The 16,837-nt window shown below is 65.7% G+C and carries 13 protein-coding genes; 6 read left to right on the top strand and 7 right to left on the bottom strand.

What is annotated here, in order from left to right; all coding sequences use genetic code 11:
- Positions 1 to 153 precede the first annotated feature (153 nt).
- The 6 genes from AC13F7_RS08730 to AC13F7_RS08705 form a co-directional block, all read right to left on the bottom strand.
- Positions 154 to 3,228 carry an efflux RND transporter permease subunit gene (locus AC13F7_RS08730; protein WP_482999874.1) on the bottom strand — a complete coding sequence of 1,025 codons (3,075 nt, stop codon included), beginning with the start codon at positions 3,226 to 3,228 and terminating at the stop codon, positions 154 to 156.
- Complete coding sequence (locus tag AC13F7_RS08725; protein WP_482999873.1) at positions 3,225 to 4,325, bottom strand: efflux RND transporter periplasmic adaptor subunit; 1,101 nt, start codon at positions 4,323 to 4,325, stop codon at positions 3,225 to 3,227. Before AC13F7_RS08725 ends, AC13F7_RS08730 begins: the two co-directional genes overlap by 4 nt.
- Before the next feature lie 48 nt (positions 4,326 to 4,373).
- Entirely contained in the window at positions 4,374 to 5,006 is a 633-nt protein-coding gene (locus tag AC13F7_RS08720) for a TetR/AcrR family transcriptional regulator C-terminal domain-containing protein (protein ID WP_482999872.1), read from the bottom strand.
- 77 nt (positions 5,007 to 5,083) lie between these two features.
- Complete coding sequence (locus tag AC13F7_RS08715; protein ID WP_482999871.1) at positions 5,084 to 6,418, bottom strand: GGDEF domain-containing protein; 1,335 nt, start codon at positions 6,416 to 6,418, stop codon at positions 5,084 to 5,086.
- Entirely contained in the window at positions 6,415 to 7,221 is an 807-nt protein-coding gene (locus tag AC13F7_RS08710; protein ID WP_482999870.1) for an alpha/beta fold hydrolase, read from the bottom strand. The genes AC13F7_RS08715 and AC13F7_RS08710 overlap by 4 nt, the downstream gene beginning before the upstream one ends.
- Positions 7,222 to 7,256: 35 nt before the next feature.
- Entirely contained in the window at positions 7,257 to 7,601 is a 345-nt protein-coding gene (locus AC13F7_RS08705; RefSeq protein ID WP_482999869.1) for a hypothetical protein, read from the bottom strand.
- A gap of 70 nt (positions 7,602 to 7,671) precedes the next feature.
- On the opposite strand from AC13F7_RS08705, the gene AC13F7_RS08700 reads away from it, so the two are divergent.
- The 5 genes from AC13F7_RS08700 to cyoD all read left to right on the top strand — a co-directional run bounded on the left by AC13F7_RS08700 (position 7,672) and on the right by cyoD (position 13,026).
- Complete coding sequence (locus AC13F7_RS08700; RefSeq protein ID WP_482999868.1) at positions 7,672 to 8,676, top strand: 2-hydroxyacid dehydrogenase; 1,005 nt, start codon at positions 7,672 to 7,674, stop codon at positions 8,674 to 8,676.
- A 279-nt stretch (positions 8,677 to 8,955) separates the two neighbouring features.
- The gene (gene cyoA / locus AC13F7_RS08695) at positions 8,956 to 10,032 is read left to right on the top strand and encodes a ubiquinol oxidase subunit II (protein ID WP_481468391.1); all 1,077 of its coding nucleotides are present in this window, start codon (positions 8,956 to 8,958) and stop codon (positions 10,030 to 10,032) included.
- Between the two features lie 2 nt (positions 10,033 to 10,034).
- Complete coding sequence (cyoB, locus tag AC13F7_RS08690) at positions 10,035 to 12,038, top strand: cytochrome o ubiquinol oxidase subunit I (RefSeq protein ID WP_123728680.1); 2,004 nt, start codon at positions 10,035 to 10,037, stop codon at positions 12,036 to 12,038.
- 20 nt (positions 12,039 to 12,058) lie between these two features.
- Positions 12,059 to 12,676 carry a cytochrome o ubiquinol oxidase subunit III gene (gene cyoC / locus AC13F7_RS08685; RefSeq protein ID WP_429000562.1) on the top strand — a complete coding sequence of 206 codons (618 nt, stop codon included), beginning with the start codon at positions 12,059 to 12,061 and terminating at the stop codon, positions 12,674 to 12,676.
- Positions 12,676 to 13,026: a cytochrome o ubiquinol oxidase subunit IV gene (cyoD, locus tag AC13F7_RS08680; protein WP_019184497.1), complete on the top strand. Its 351-nt coding sequence runs from the start codon at positions 12,676 to 12,678 to the stop codon at positions 13,024 to 13,026. The genes cyoC and cyoD overlap by 1 nt, the downstream gene beginning before the upstream one ends.
- A gap of 128 nt (positions 13,027 to 13,154) precedes the next feature.
- Here cyoD and AC13F7_RS08675 read toward each other — a convergent pair whose 3' ends face one another.
- On the bottom strand, positions 13,155 to 15,218 hold the full coding sequence (locus AC13F7_RS08675; protein WP_482999867.1) for a putative bifunctional diguanylate cyclase/phosphodiesterase: 2,064 nt from the start codon (positions 15,216 to 15,218) through the stop codon (positions 13,155 to 13,157).
- Between the two features lie 151 nt (positions 15,219 to 15,369).
- Here AC13F7_RS08675 and radA point away from each other — a divergent pair, with 151 nt between their 5' ends.
- A complete protein-coding gene (gene radA / locus AC13F7_RS08670) occupies positions 15,370 to 16,749 on the top strand; it encodes a DNA repair protein RadA (protein WP_088432155.1) in 1,380 nt (459 codons plus the stop codon).
- Positions 16,750 to 16,837: the final 88 nt, after the last annotated feature.

Raw genomic sequence — 16,837 nt, 5'->3', positions numbered from 1 at the left:
CGCACTTAGGCCATCTGATACCAAATCATGGCAAACTGCGCGCGCAGCGATTCGTAATGCGTAGGTCGTAGGTTCGATTCCTATTTCCGGCACCAGATACAGCAAAAAGCCCCGGCCTTGGCCGGGGCTTTTTGTTTGTGGCGTTCGAGGCGATCAGCCTGCCGGGTGTGCCGGATGCGACGACCGCCGCCGGAACTTCCGCGACAGCCAATCCCCCGCATCATCCACCACGGTGAAGGCTGCCGGAATCACGATCAGGCTCAGCAGTGTAGAGGTGATCAAGCCACCGATCACGGCAATCGCCATCGGTGCACGGAAGCTGGAATCCCCGGCAAAGCCCAGCGCGATCGGCATCATGCCCGCGCCCATCGCCAGGGTGGTCATGATGATCGGCTGTGCACGCTTGCGGCAGGCATCGATCAGCGCGTCGTGCTGGCTCATGCCGTGCTCGTCTTCGGCCATCACCGCGTAGTCCACCAGCAGGATGGAATTCTTGGTGGCGATGCCGATCAGCATCAGCAGGCCGATCAGCGCCGGCAGCGAAAGCATGTTCTGGGTGATCAGCAGCGCACCAAACGCACCGCCGGCCGACAGTGGCACCGCCGCGAGGATGGTGACTGGCATCAGCGCGTGGTTGAACAGCAGCAACAGCACCATGTAAATGCAGATCAGTCCGGCGGCCATCGCCAGCATGAAGCCGATGAACAGCTCGACGAACACTTCCGCATCGCCGGTGTTGAGGAAGGTCACGCCCGGCGGCAGCTGTTTGACGCCCGGCAGCGCCTGCACTTCGGTCATCACATCGCCCAGCGGGCGACCGTTGAGTTCGGCGGTGAGCGTCACGTTGCGCTGGCGCTGGTAGCGCGAGATCTGCGAGGGACCGCTGCCTTGCTGGATATCGGCGACAGCCGCCAGCGGCACTGGACCATTGCGGCCGGGCACGCGCAGCTGGCTGATCAAACCCGGATTGGCCAGCGTGGCTTCGGCAAAGCCAACCCGGATCGGCACCTGCCGGTCGGGCAGGTTGAGCTTGGCCAGGCGCTGCTCGTAATCGCCAGCCGTGGCGATGCGGGCGGCCTCGGCGATATCGGCGGTCGCGACGCCCAGGTCCGCGGCGCGGGCGGGGTTCGGCACGATCTGGAGTTCCGGGCGCAGCAGTGAGGCGGTGGAGGTTACGCTGCCCAATCCCTGGATGCCGCGCAGGTCGCGTTCCAGTGCGGTGGCGGCGTCCTGCAGGCGCTGCGGGTCGTCGCCGGAGAGCACCAGCTGCAGCAGGTTGCCAGGCTCGGAGCTGACATAGCTGACGCGCACGCCGGGCAGATCGGCCAGGCGCTCGCGCGCCTCACGTTCCAGCACGCGCTGGTCGCGGTCGCGTCCGTCGGCGCTGCCCCAGTCGAGCACCAGGGTCGCCTTGCGCGGCTCACCCACGCCGGTCGCACCCGGGTCGCCCAGGTCGAGCACGCTGCCGACCGCGGTATAGACCTGCTTGAGTTCGGGCATGTCCTTGAGCAGTGCGCGCGCGTGCTCGGCGACGGCCACGGTCTCCTGCAGGCGGGTGCCCGGCGGCAGTTCGAGATTGAGGTTGCTGCGGCCAAGATCGGACTGCGGGATGAAGGTGGCCGGAATGAACGGCACCAGCGCCAGCGACGCGACGAACAACCCGGTGGCCAGCCACAGGGTGCGGCCGCGATAGCGCAGTGCGGCGTCCACCCAGCCCAGGTACCACGTCATCAGCCTGGATTCCGGTTTCTCCTCGCCATGCGGCTTGAGCAGGTACGCGGCCATCATCGGGGTGAGCAGGCGGGCGACCAGCAGCGAGAACAGCACGGCGGTGGCGGCGGTCCAGCCGAATTCGCGGAAGAACTTGCCGGCAATGCCGGGCATGAAGGCGACCGGCACGAACACCGCCGCCAGGGTCAGCGAGGTGGCGATCACCGCGTTGCCGATCTCGCCGGCGGCCTCGCGTGCGGCTTCCAATGGCGGCTTGCCCATGCGCAGGTGGCGCACGATGTTCTCGATCTCCACGATCGCATCGTCCACCAGGATGCCCACCACCACCGACAGCGCCAGCAGGGTGATGATGTTGAGAGTGAAACCGAAGAAGTACATCACCGCGAACGTCGGAATGATCGACAGCGGCAACGCGAGTGCCGACACCCAGGTCGCGCGCCAGTCGCGCAGGAACAGCCACACCACCAGCAGCGCCAACAGCGCGCCTTCCCAGAGCATGGTCATCGAGGAATCGTAGGAGCGGTGGGTCTCGTCGATCGCCGTGGTGACCAGGCGGAAGTCGATGCCCGGATGCTCGGCCTTGATCTTGTCCAGCGCGTCATGCACGCCGGCCTCCACCTTGACCTCGCTGGAGCCGCGCGTGCGCGACATCGAGAAGGCCACCACGCCCTTGCCGTCCAGCAGAGCGGCCTCGGTCGGGTCGGCAGCGCCGTCGGTCACCGTGGCCAGCGTGGAGAGCCGCACCGCGCGGCCGTCCGGCAGGGCGATGGAGTAGTCGCGCAGCGCCTGCGCGTCACCGACGGTGCCCAGCGTGCGGATGGTCTGCTGCGCGCCTTCGACCTCGGTCTTGCCGCCGGCACGCTCGACCTGGATGCGAGCCAGCTGCTGGGAGACATCGCCGGCGGTGATGCCCATCGCGATCAGGGCATTGGGATCCAGGTCCACCCGCACCTGGCGCTGCACGCCGCCCACGCGGGTGACGCGCGCGACACCGGGTACGCCGTACATCGCTCGCGAGATATCACGGTCGACGAACCAGCTGGCCTCATCGGTGGTCATGTGCGGAGCGACCAGCGCGTAGGTCATCAGCGAGCCGCCGATATCGACCTTGGAGATCACCGGTTCCTGGATGTCCTGCGGCAGGTCGGTACGGATGCGGGTGACCGCGTCGCGGGTGTCATCCAGCGCGGTGGCCAGATCGGCCTCGAGCTGGAATTCGATGGTGGTGGTGCTGACGCCTTCGCTGACCGAGGACATCACGCGCTTGACGTTGTTGACGGTCGCCACCGAGTCCTCGACCTTGCGCGTCACCTCGGCCTCCAGCTGGCTGGGCGAGGCACCCGGCTGGGTGACGGTGACGGTGGTCATCGGGAAGGCGATGTCGGGGAAGCGCGCCACCGGCAGCTGATGGAACCCCCACAGGCCGGCCACGCACAGCACGAAGAAGATCAACAGCGCGGGCAGGGGGCGGTTGATCGCCCAGGCGGAGATGTTCATCGGGCCGCGGCCTTGGCATCGGCCACCACGCGCACGCGGTCGCCCTCACCGAGGAAGCCGGCGCCATCCACCACCACCTGGTCGCCCGCCTTCAATCCTTCAAGGATCGCGGTACGGCCCTTGACGGCCTGGCCGGTGCTGACCCGGTGGCGGGTGGCCTGCTGCTTGTCGTTCACGGTGAACACGTAGTTGTGGCCGTCGCGCTGCACGATCGCCGCGGTCGGGATGGTCAGCACCTGGCCGTCGCCGGTGACGATGCGGCCATCCACATAGATGCCCTGCTTCAGCGGGCCGGGCGTGGGCAGGTCGGCGTAGATGGTGCCGGTGCGGGTCTGCCCATCGACACCCGGGGTGACCGCGCGGATGCGGCCGTTGACCACCTGGCCAGCGTACGGCAGTTCCACGGTATTGCCGACGGCGACATCCGCCAGCTGGTTCTCCGGCAGCTCCGCACGCCACTCCAGGCGGCCATCGCGGATCAGGCGCAGCAGCTCGGTACCGGCGGAGACCACCTGGCCCGGCTGCACCAGGCGTTTGGAAATCAGGCCGTCGGCCGGTGCGCGCAGGTCGGCGAAGTCGCGGCGCAGCTTGGCCGCGTCACGCGCGGCACGTGCGGTGGCGGTCTGCGCTTCGGCATTGATGCGTGAGGCGCGCAGCTCATCCAGGCTGCTTTCGCTGATCAGCTGCTGGGCGGCAAGCTTGGCGCTGCGTTCGTAGTTCATGCGGGCCAGTTCCTGCGAGGCCTGCGCCTGCCGCAACGAGGCACCTGCCTGCGCCAGCTCGCTGTCCAGGGTGCGATGGTCCACCTGCAGCAGCACCTGGCCCTGCTTGACCCATTGCCCCACATCCACCAGCAAGGCGGTCACCCGCTGGCCGCTGATCTCGACGCCCAGCTGCATTTCCTCGTAGGCGGTCACCGGCCCGGAGACCAGCACCGTGCGCGCCATGGTCTGCTGCTGCGCGGGCGCCAGCGACACCGGCAGCGCAGAGCTGGCAGCAGCGGCGTCGGCCGAGGCCTTGTCGTCCTTGCCGCCACACGCGGACAGCAGCGCAGCAACCAGGATCAGGGAGAAACTGCGGAAGGAGGGTGCACGCATTGAGGGGCTTTCCGGGTCGGAACAGCGGGAAAAAGAAGGAGGGGGGAATCAGGCGTCGCGGGACAGATGCAGCTCGATGCCATCCAGCATCAGGCCCAGCCCCTGCTCGAAGCGCGCGTCGAAATCGACTTCGCTCCATACCTCACGGGCCTGCCAGCAATGGGGGAAACGCGCCTCGGCCAGTGCCATGAAGGCCTCACCGAGCGCCTCCATGCTGCCGTCACCGGGCCAGGATTGTTCTTCGATGACGAAGCCCATCGTGTAGTACACCAGGTCCATCGCCGCGGTCGCCGCAAAGCGTGCCGGCGCGCCGGCGCCCATCAGCGCGGCGATGCTGGCCTCACCCACCCGCAGCACGTTCTCGGTGGCCAGGAAGGTGCCGGCATACACGCGAGCACCGTCGCGGCGGGCCTTGAACGCCAGCCGGAACTCGCGCCCGATCTGCAGCAGGGTCTGCCGCCACGGCTGCCCGGCGGGAAACGCACGGGCGACGTCGCAGATCATGGCGTCGGCCATGGCGTCGATCAGCGCCTGCTTGCTCTTGAAGTGCCAGTACAGCGACGGCGCGCGGATGCCCAGCGAGCAGGCCACTTTGCGCAGCGTGATGCCTTCCAGGCCATCCTCGTCAAGGATCCGGAAGGCTGCCTCGACGATGTTCTCCCGCGCGATGGGTTGACGCACTGTGGGGGTGGCCTAACGATGTTAGGTGGCGAATCTAACAGTGTTAGGTTGGCGCGGACAAGTGCCGCCAGGGCGACTCAGTGGTCGACTGGCTCCGGCTGCAGCGCCGCCATCCGGACCCGGTTCCGCCCGCTGGTCTTGGCCTCGTACAGCGCCTCGTCTGCCCGGGCGATCAGGTCTTCCAGCAGTCTCTGGTCGCCACCCGGCAGCGCCTCGCCGATCGCCCCGCCGACGCTGACGGAGACGGAGATCCGGTCGCTGCCCACGAGGATGGGTTCAGCGGCGACCGCACTGCGCAGTCGCTCGGCGGCGGCAGGAATCTCATCCACGGCGGACGCAGCCAGCAGGGCAATGAACTCCTCGCCGCCGAAGCGGGCAAACAGGTCGCGCTCGCGAAGGGCGTCCCGGCAGCGCCTGGCCACGACCTTGAGGACTTCATCGCCGGCGGGATGGCCGTAGGTATCGTTGATCTTCTTGAAGTGATCCACGTCCACCATGAGTACCGCCACGGCGCGGCCGTTCGCTTCGCGGGCAGCGATGATCTGTACCGAGCATTCCTCGAAGTGCCGACGATTGGGAACACCGGTCAACGGATCGGAGGAGGCGAGGCGGCGCAGTTCGGCGGCCATCAGCAGATCGGCAGTGACGTCGGTGAACAGCCAGATGCGCCCGTGCGCCCCGTTGCCGCGCACCGGGTGGGTATCCACCTCGAAGGTCCGTTCGCCCAGTATCCAGTTCAGCGTCGCGGCGAACTGATCGTTGTTCATCTGGGCGCTGTAGGCCAGCGCCAGTTCGGCGTGGTTGTCGCAGCGCTGCCTCAGGGTGCGCATCGGGCCGGCGAGATCCGCGGCGCGGTGATTGCCTGCGGCGCAGCCCAGCAAGGCCGCGGCGTGCTCGTTGACCGCAGCACCGACACCGTCGCCGTCGATCAGGACGATCCCGGCGGGCACGCTGTCGAACAGATCGAGGAACTGATTGCGCACGATGACCTGCCGGGCGGCCTCGCGGCGTGCGGACAACAGCCGTGCCACGCTCTTTGCCAGCAGCTCCATCTGCCGGGTCAGCCCGGCAGGCGCGAGTGGGTTTCGCCAGAGCAGCAGCAGGCCGCTGAGCGGCGCACCGTGCGAGGGGGCCGGCACGTAGAGCAGGCGGGCAGGCAGGCCCTCCAGCGCATGGATCACCGCGGTCGGCAGCCGGAACCCCGCCGCGTCGATGGCTTCATCGCCCCAGGTGTGCTCAAACAGGCCGCTGCGGGCCAGGTTGAAGCTCGATGAAGGCAGTGCCGGTGCTGCGGCAGCCCAGGTCGCCCTGCCGCCGTCTTCCACCTCCATCGCCATGACCAGGTCGGCGTGCGAGGCGAGGCGGGCAAACTGACACAGCGCGGCGAGCGCTTCGCTGTCGGACGTGGTCACAGCGCCGTTCCGACCAGCCGCCGTTCGAGAATGCGCGTGACGTCGTCCGGCGCCGTCATGTGCGGGAGATGACCCGAGGCATCGATCACATCGAGCGTAGCGCCGTCGATCGCGTTGGCCAGCCATTCGCCGACCGCGACCGGCACGGCGATGTCGTGCGCGGTCTGGATGAGATGCACAGGCGTGGAAACCCGCGCAGCCAGGCTGCGCAGATCGGAGGTGAAGATCGTGCGCGACGTATTAAGTGCGATGTCCGGCCGCATCTGGAACAGCGTGTTGGAGAAGTCGGCGACAACCGCGCTGTCGTCAACGCCTACGACCATCGGGGCGAAGCCGGCAATCCAGGCCTGATAGTTGGCGCGCATGCTCTCGAACAGCTGCTCCAGGTCCTGCGGCCTGAAGCCGCCGGTGTAGCCATCGTCGTCGAGGTAACGCGGCGACGCACCGATGATGACCAGACGCTCAAACAGGTCCGGCCGCGCAACGGCGGCGGCCGCGCCGATCATGCCGCTCATCGAGTGGCCGATATATGTGCAGTTGTGCACGTCCAGCTCGTCCAGGATGTCGATCAGATCGTCGGCATAGCCGAACAGCGAACCATGCCGTTCGAAATCGTAGGTCTGCGCACCTTGCGGACCGCAGCCGGCGAGATCGAAGGCGATCACATCAAAGCGCGCTTCAAACCAGGGGCGCAGCGCGTTCCATGCGGTCTGATCGGTACCAAAGCCGTGTGACAGGATCGCGACCGCTTTGCCTTCGCCGCTACGGCGCCCATTGAACCGCTCGAAACTCTCCACGCACATCCACCCATGGCGTCTTGCAAGGGCCGCATACTAGGTCACGGGCGCACGAGGGTCCAACGCGCGCCCGTGCCGAACACCAGTTGCCGCAGATAGCCGCCGATGAAACCGGCGATGGCACCCGTGAGCGCATCGATCAGCAAACCGGCGGCGACGCGGGCGATACGGCCGGCATGCAGCCGCACCCACGGTAGCCATGCCATCGCCTGCACACCCATCAGCAGGACCAGTACATCCAGCCCCAGCGCATCCACCACGGGCAGCAGGGGCGCCAGCAGGGGATTGCAGGCCATCAGGGTCACGATGGCGGCAGTGAGGGCGAACAGGGCACGTCGGCCCATCGGCGTGGCGGTCCAGCGAAGAAGGCGGGCAGTCAGGGACACGGCAGGCTCCAGGCAGTTGGACGGAGTGTACTGCGGTATCGTCAGGCTCGAACTCCCGGGGATCCCGCTCATGAAGATCGCAGTATTCAGCGCCCGCCCGTACGACCAGCAGTTCCTCGATGAGGCCAACCAGCGCCGCGGGGCAGGGCCGCTGTTCGAGTTTCTGTACTTCGATGCCGCGCTGGATCTGCACACCGCGGCGCTGGCGCAGGACTGCGAGGCGGTCTGCGTGTTCGTGAATGACCGGCTGGATGCCACGGTCCTGCAGGCGCTTCAGGCCCTGGGCGTGCGCGCGGTACTGCTGCGCTGCGCCGGCTTCAATAATGTCGACCTGGCGGCGGCGGGACAGCTGGGCCTGTTCGTGGCCCGCGTGCCCGCGTATTCGCCGGAGGCGGTGGCCGAACACGCACTGGCGCTGGTGATGACGCTCAACCGCCGGACCCACCGTGCCTACAACCGGGTGCGCGAGGGCAACTTCATGCTTGATGGCCTGCTGGGCCGCACGCTGCATGGCAAAACCGTCGGGATCGTGGGAACCGGCAAGATCGGCCTGGCCACGGCGCGCATCTTCGACGGCATGGGCTGCACCGTGCTGGGTCATGATCCCTTTCCATCGCCCGACTTCGTCTCCATCGGCGCATCGGTAGCGCTGGATGAGCTGCTCGCCCGTTCCGACGTCGTTTCGCTGCACTGCCCGCTGACGCCGGAGACCCATCACCTGATCGACGATGTCTCGCTGGCCGCAATGAAACCCGGGGCGATGCTGGTCAATACCTCGCGCGGTGGGCTGGTGGATACCCATGCGGTGATCCGCGCGCTGAAGTCGCACCGCCTCGGCCATCTGGCCATCGATGTGTACGAGCAGGAGAGCGGGCTGTTCTTCCAGGACCGGTCCGGCGAAATCATCGACGATGACGCATTCCAGCGGCTGATGACCTTCCCCAATGTGCTGGTGACCGGGCACCAGGGCTTCTTCACGGTGGAGGCGCTGCAGGAGATCTCGGCGATCACGCTGCGCAATCTGGCCGATTTCGCCACTGGGGCGGCCTGTCCGAATCAGGTGCTGGCCGCCTGATTCGGACGGGCCGCGGATGACTCGTTCATGTCTATACAAGCGCCGGAATGTTGCCGAATCGGGTCATTGCCCGGCACTGCGACAACGTGTCGCAGCCCAAAACAGGCCTTTCCTGCGCTGGATCATTGTCAATGCCTTTCTTAAATGATGCATGACGGCCTAAAATTAGAAGGCTGACATGATCGTCCTCCGTGCCTGTCCCCTTGGACCGGCACCACCGGCTTTGGCTGGGACGGAGGCGGGCTTGAACTGGCATTCCCTACGCAATTGGATCGACCGATGATTCCGTTGAACCCCCTTGGACGCTTCCTGCGTCCGGGCCTGCTGTTTGCGTTGTCCGTGTTCCTGACGGGCTGCAACTCGGCCATCCTCAACCCGAAGGGCCAGATCGGCCACGACGAGAAGACCCTGCTCATCACGGCGACCGTGCTGATGCTGCTGGTTGTCGTGCCGGTCATCATCATGACCCTCACCTTCGCGTGGAAGTACCGTGCGACCAATACCAAGGCCCGTTATGAGCCCAAGTGGTCGCACTCCACGGCCATCGAAGTGGTGGTCTGGTCGATCCCGTGCATGATCGTGCTGGTGCTGGCCGTGCTGACCTGGCGGTCCTCGCACGCGCTGGATCCATACCGCCCGCTCGACTCGGACAAGAAGCCGGTGGTGATCGAAGCCATCTCGCTGGACTGGAAGTGGCTCTTCATCTATCCCGAAGAGAACATCGCCACTGTCAACGAGATCACCTTCCCGGTCGATACCCCGCTGAACTTCAAGATCACGTCCGATTCGGTGATGAATGCGTTCTTCATCCCGCACCTGGGCAGCATGATCTACTCGATGACGGCCATGGAGACCAAACTCCACCTGATCGCCAACGAGACCGGCGAGTTCCCGGGCATGTCCTCGCACTACAGCGGCGCGGGCTTCAGCAAGATGCATTTCTCCGCGCACTCGGTGACCGAGGCGGAGTACCAGCAGTGGCTGACCAAGGTGCGTGCCGAACGCGCGACCCTGGACAAGAACGCCTTCGCTGCGCTGGTCGCCGAGAAGAACCACGACTGGCACCCGGTGACGTACTTCGGCACCGCTGAAGCCGGCCTGTTCGACTGGGTGATCGCCAAGCACATGGGCGACAACCAGCACTACGGCATGAAGCACGACCACAAGGCGATGAAGCATGACGGTGCCCAGGGCGAAAGCCATGAAGGCCATGACATGAACGCCATGAGCGGAGCCCAGGACGAAGCCGTCAAGCTGCCGGTCCATGCCGACCAGCCCGCTGCCGCGGACGCCGCACACACTTCAGACGAGCACGCCGCAGCCGGTCACGCCGGTCACGGCGGCTCGGGAGAATGACCATGAATCCGTTGGGTAAACTGACCTTTGCCGACATCCCACACGATCCGATCGTCATCACCACGCTGATCGGCGCGGGGATCGGTGGCCTGCTCGTGCTGGCCCTGATCACCAAGTTCAAGCTGTGGGGCTATCTCTGGAAAGAGTGGTTCACTTCGGTCGACCACAAGAAGATCGGCGTGATGTACCTCGTCGTCGCCTTCGTCATGCTGCTGCGCGGCTTCGCCGACGCCATCATGATGCGTGTGCAGCAGGCAATGGCTGCCGGCGGCAACGAGGGCATCCTGCCGCCCCATCACTACGACCAGATCTTCACCGCCCATGGCGTGATCATGATCTTCTTCGTGGCGATGCCGCTGATCACCGGCCTGATGAACGTTGTCGTGCCGCTGCAGATCGGCGCACGCGACGTCGCCTTCCCGTTCGTCAACTCGCTCAGCTTCTGGCTGTTCGTGGCGGGCGCGGGCCTGGTGATGATCTCGCTGGGTGTCGGTGAGTTCGCGCAGACCGGCTGGCTGGCCTTCCCGCCGTTGTCAGGCAAGGAATACAGCCCAGGGGTAGGTGTCGATTACTACATCTGGGGCCTGCAGGTAGCAGGCCTGGGCACCACGCTGAGCGGCATCAACTTCTTCATCACCATCCTGAAGATGCGTACCCCCGGCATGAAGCTGATGCAGATGCCGGTGTTCACCTGGACCGCGCTGGTCACCAACGTGCTGATCATCGCCGCCTTCCCGGTGCTGACCATCACCTTGGTGCTGCTGACCCTGGACCGTTACCTGGGCACGCACTTCTTCACCAATGATGGTGGCGGCAACGCCATGCTGTACATCAACCTGATCTGGATCTGGGGTCACCCGGAAGTCTATATCCTGGTCCTGCCGGCCTTCGGCGTGTTCTCCGAGGTCATCGCGACCTTCTCGCGCAAGGCGCTGTTCGGTTACAAGGGCATGGTCTACGCCACCGCCTGCATCGGCGTGCTGTCGTTCATCGTGTGGCTGCACCACTTCTTCACCATGGGCTCGGGTGCCAACGTCAATGCCTTCTTCGGCATCACGACGATGATCATCTCGATCCCGACCGGCGTGAAGATCTTCAACTGGCTGTTCACCATGTTCCGCGGTCGCGTGCAGTTCACGACCCCGGTGCTGTGGACGATCGGCTTCATGGTCACCTTCACCATCGGCGGCATGACCGGCGTGATGCTGGCGATCCCGGCCATCGATTTCGTGCTGCACAACAGCCTGTTCCTGATCGCCCACTTCCACAACGTCATCATCGGCGGCGTGGTGTTCGGCATGTTCGCCGGCATCACCTACTGGTGGCCGAAGATGTTCGGCTTCCGCCTCAATGAGACCTGGGGCAAGCGCGCGTTCTGGTGCTGGTTCATCGGCTTCTATGTCGCGTTCATGCCGCTGTACATCCTGGGCTTCATGGGCATGACCCGCCGCATGCAGAGCTACCCGAACCTGGAATACCAGCCGCTGCTGATCATCGCCATGTGCGGTGCCTTCATCATCGGCGCTGGCATCCTGTGCCAGGTGATCCAGATCGCCGTGTCGATCCGCGACCGCAAGAAGACCGCCGACCTGACCGGCGATCCGTGGGACGCCCGTACGCTGGAGTGGGAAACCTCTTCGCCGCCGTCGTTCTACAACTTCGGCTCGCTGCCGCGCGTCAACGAACTGGACGAGTTCTGGGAGCGCAAGCAGCGTGGTGAGGCGTGGGAACGCCCGGCCAAGTACACCGACATCCACATGCCGCGCAACACCGGCACCGGTGTGGTGATCGGCGCCTTCAGCCTGGTGTTCGGCTTTGCGATGATCTGGCACATCTGGTGGCTGGCCATCGTGGGTCTGGTCGGCATGATCGGCACCTTCATCTGGCGCACCTTCGACAAGGACGTGGATTACTACGTGCCGGCCGCCGAAGTGGAGCGGATCGAAAATGAGCACCGTCGCCACCTGGTGGCGCAGGGCCTGGTGAAATCGGAGCTGAAGGCATGAGCACCACTATCCCCAACACCATGAACCCTGGGCACGCCGCGCACGCGGCGGCCCACGGCCATGACGACCACGAACACCACGACACCGGCGGCAATACCGTCTTCGGTTTCTGGGTGTACCTGATGAGCGATTGCCTCATCTTCGCCACCCTGTTTGCGACCTACATCGTGCTGTCCGGCGGCACCGATGGTGGCCCCGGCCCGAAGGACCTGTTCGAACTGTCCTTCGTCGCCTGGGAAACCACGCTGCTGCTGGTCTCCTCGCTGACCTTCGGCCTGGGCATGATCGCCATGCACAAGCAGAAGGTGGGCCAGATGTACGCATGGCTTGCACTGACCTGGCTGCTGGGCTTCGGCTTCATGTGCATGGAAGTGTGGGAGTTCAACCACCTGATCCACCAGGGTTACGGTCCGGACCACAGTGCCTTCCTGTCGGCGTTCTTCGCGCTGGTCGGTACCCACGGTCTGCACGTGACCGCGGGTCTGCTGTGGCTGCTGATCATGTTCATCCAGATCAAGCAGAACGGCCTGACCCAGACCAACAAGACCCGCATGGCGTGCCTGAGCCTGTTCTGGCACTTCCTGGATCTGATCTGGATCGGCGTGTTCTCCGTCGTCTATCTGAATGGAGCGCTGTAATGGCCGCACATGACAATCACGCACACGATCATGGCCACGGTGCCGCCGGCGAAAGCCACGGCAGCGTCAAGTCCTACCTGATCGGCTTCCTGCTGGCCGCGGTGCTGACCATCATCCCGTTCTGGGCGGTCATGCATGGCGACCTGCCGCGCTTCACCACCGGCGTCATCATCGTCGTTGCGGCGGTGCTGCAGATCCTGGTGCACTTGGTGTTCTTCCTGCACCTGGACCGTTCGTCGGAACAGCGCTGGAACGTCAGCGCGGCGGCCTTCACCGTCGTGGTGATCGGCATCATCGTTGCCGGTTCGCTGTGGGTCATGCACAACATGAACGTGCACATGATGCACTGACGTCTTCGCGACGTTGCCACACGCAGAAAGGCCGCCCTCGGGCGGCCTTTCTGTTTGGTTCGCCCTCGCATCCGTATGAGAAGCCGAGTCCCGCCGCGGCTACTGGAACCGAGGCGCCAAGCCGCGCGTTACGCCGCTTTCGCCAACCGCATGAACTCCGTCGCATCCACCGGCCGGCCCAGGTGATACCCCTGCAGCTGATCGCAGCCCATGTCACTCAGGTACTGGCGTTGGCCGGCGGTCTCCACCCCTTCGGCGACGATCTGCAACTGCAGCGAACGGCCCAGCGCGATGATCGACGAGACGATGGCGGCATCTTCGGCGTTGTCTTCCAGATCACGCACGAACGCACGGTCGATCTTCAGCTCGGTGGCCGGCATGCGCTTGAGGTAGAGCAGGCTGGAGTAGCCGGTGCCGAAATCGTCGATGGAGATGTTCACGCCCATCGCGGTCAGGCCGTGCAGGATCAGCAGGCTGGCATCGACGTCCTTCATCGCCGTGGTTTCGGTCACTTCCAGCGTGAGGCGTTTCGGGTCCAGGCCATGGCGATCCAGGGTGCGGCCAACCGTATCAAGCAGCGTGCTGGAACCGAACTGCAACGGCGACAGATTCACCGCCATGGTCCAGTCGGGATGGCCGGCGTCGTGCCACTGTCGCAGCTGGTGGCAGGCGTGGTCGAGCACCCACTCGCCCAGAGCAAGGATCAGCCCGCTGCGCTCGGCGATGGGGATGAAGGCGTCGGGCGAGAGCAGCCCCAGCTCGGGGTGCTGCCAGCGCACCAGCGCTTCGGCGCCGATCAGGGATTCACCATTGGCCTGGAACTTGGGCTGGTAGTGCAGCACCAGCTCATCGCGGCTGATCGCCTTGCGCAGTTCCTGCAGCAGTTTCAGCTGGCGGTTCGCGCTGACGTTGAGCGACTGGGTGAAGAAGGTATAGCCGTTCCGGCCCGAATCCTTGGTGTGGTACATCGCGGCGTCGGCGTGGGCCATCAGGTCGCGCTCGGTGGTGGCATCGGCCGGGTACAGCGCGATGCCCAGGCTGGCGCTGACCTGCAGTTCCAGTGCATCGATCTCGAACGGCTCGGCCACGCAGGCGATGATCCGTTCGGCGACCACGGCGGCGTCTTCGGGGTCGTCGATCTGGAACACGATGACGAACTCATCCCCGCCCAGCCGGGCGAAGGTGTCCTGCGCGCGCAGCAGCGCCGACACCCGTTCACTGACCTGGATCAGCAGCTTGTCGCCGAGCTGATGGCCGTAGGCATCGTTGATCGTCTTGAAGCCATCCAGATCGCAGAACATCACCGCGAAGCTGAACTGTCGGCGGCGCGCTTTCTCGATGGCCTGCTCGATGCGGTCCTGCAGCAGCATGCGGTTGGGCAACTGGGTCAGTGGGTCGTGCAGGGCCGCCTGCAGCAGCTTTTCATTGGCCTGCGCCAGCGAGTCAGCCAGCAGGCCGGTACGGGTGCGCATCTGCCGATCGAACACCGAGGAGATCAGCGCGATGCCCAGCGTGCCCAAGGTGGTGACGATGACCAGCACGGCCAGCCATTTGGCATCGATGCCTTCGCCGAACGCCGCACCGCAGACCGCGCCTTCGGGGAAGCTGGCCGCGGCCATGCCGGTGTAGTGCATGCCGACGATCGCCAGGCCCATCACCAGCGAGGCCAGGCCGCGCAGCAGGAAGGGTCGCCGCTGCTCCAGGCGCAGCCGGAAGGCGATCCACAGTGCCGCGCCGGCCGCGCCGATGGCGATCAGGACGGAGGCGGCGAACCAGACCGGGTTGTAGTCGATGCCCGGCTGCATCTGCAGGGCACTCATGCCCAGATAGTGCATGGTGGCGATGCCGAGGCCCATCAGGACCGCGCCGGCGCACAGGCGTGACCAGGGCAGCTCCGCGCGCGAGACCAGCCACAGCGCATAGGCCGAGGCACCGACCGAGACCGCCAGCGAGTACAGGGTGATCGCCAGGTCATAGCCCACCGGGATCGGCAGGTGGAAGGCCAGCATGCCGATGAAGTGCATGGACCACACGCCCAGGCCCATCGCGGTGGCACCGCCGGCCAGCCACCAGCGGGCGACCCGCCCCTGGGTACTGGCCAATCGGCCGGCCATGTCCAGCGCGGTGTAAGAGGCGAGGATGGCAACCAGCAGCGAGAACACGACAAGACTCTGGCTGTAGGTGCCGGTCATGGAGAAGCCTGGAAAGTTGAAGGAAAAGGTAGTGGCCCGCCGGAGTATCGGCACTGTGGCCGGATTCTTGAGGGGCTGGGGCGCAGGGCGTCTCGGTTGCTGCGACGCGGCTCGGCTATCCTGCCGCATCGATTCTGAAGCGGAAGTAGACATGGCCAAGCGACTCACCGCTTACGTCTGCAGTGAATGTGGCGCCGAATACAGCAAGTGGCAGGGTCAGTGCACCGAGTGCGGGGTCTGGAACACGCTGAGCGAGATCACGCTGGAAAGCGCCACGCCCGCCAAGTCATCCCCGGCGTCGCGCCGCTCCGGCTGGGCCGGAAAAGTGGATGCGCCCAAGATCATGGCGCTCAAGGACGTGCAGCAGACCGAGCACCTGCGGGTGAGTACCGGTATCGGCGAGTTCGACCGCGTGCTCGGCGGTGGCCTGGTCGAAGGTGCGGTGGTGCTGGTGGGTGGCGATCCCGGCATCGGCAAGTCCACCCTGCTGCTGCAGGCCGTGGCGAAGATGGCCGCCAGCCTGCCGGTGCTGTACATCACCGGTGAGGAGTCGCTGTCCCAGGTGGCCGGCCGCGCGGTGCGCCTGGACCTCCCGCTGGACAACGTCAACGCATTGGCCGAAACCCAGGTCGAGGCGATCCTGCAGCATGCCAGCGTGGCCAAGCCGCGGCTGATCGTGGCCGACTCCGTGCAGACGCTGTGGACCGAATCGCTGACCGCCGCCCCGGGCTCGGTGAGCCAGGTGCGTGAGAGCGCCGCGCGTCTGGTGCGCTTTGCCAAGGAAACCGGCACTGCCGTGTTCCTGGTCGGTCACGTCACCAAGGAGGGCGGCATTGCCGGCCCGCGTGTGCTCGAGCACATGGTCGATGCAGTGCTGTACTTCGAAGGTGAGAGCGGCAGCCGTTTCCGCCTGCTGCGGGCGTTCAAGAACCGCTTCGGCGCGGTCAACGAGCTGGGTGTGTTCGCGATGGGCGAGAAGGGCCTCAAAGAGGTCTCCAATCCCTCGGCGATCTTCCTCTCCGGCGGCAGCACCCAGCAGCCCGGCAGCTGCGTGATGGTCACCCGCGAGGGAACGCGCCCGTTGCTGGTGGAAGTCCAGGCGCTGGTCGACGCCTCGCCGCTGTCCAACCCGCGCCGGGTGGCGGTGGGCCTGGAGCAGAACCGCCTGGCGATGCTGCTGGCGGTGCTGCACCGTCATGGCGGTGTGCTGGTGGGCGACCAGGACGTGTTCGTCAATGTGGTGGGCGGCATCCGCGTGCAGGAGACGGCCGCCGATCTGCCGGTGCTGCTGGCCGTGCTGTCCTCGCTGCAGGACCGGCCGCTGGCCGAGAAGACCATCGCGTTTGGCGAGGTGGGCCTGTCCGGCGAGATCCGCCCCGTGCCCAACGGTGAGGACCGCCTGCGCGAGGCGGCCACGCATGGTTTCAAGCGCGCGATCGTGCCCAAGGCGAATGCGCCGAAGACCGGCAGCGTGAAGGGCATGGAGGTGATCGCGGTGGAGCGGTTGTCGGAGGCGATCGACGCGCTGTGAACGGGACCGGGCCGGCGCTCGGTTGCCGAGACCGTGCAGAGCCGAGTCCATGCTTGGCTCCCTCCATGGCGGATGGGGCAGCGGTCAG

The organism is Stenotrophomonas sp. K-6, from assembly GCF_056861555.1.
The sequence above is the reverse complement of the archived record's forward strand: the minus strand, read 5'-3'. Positions and strand labels throughout refer to the sequence as shown.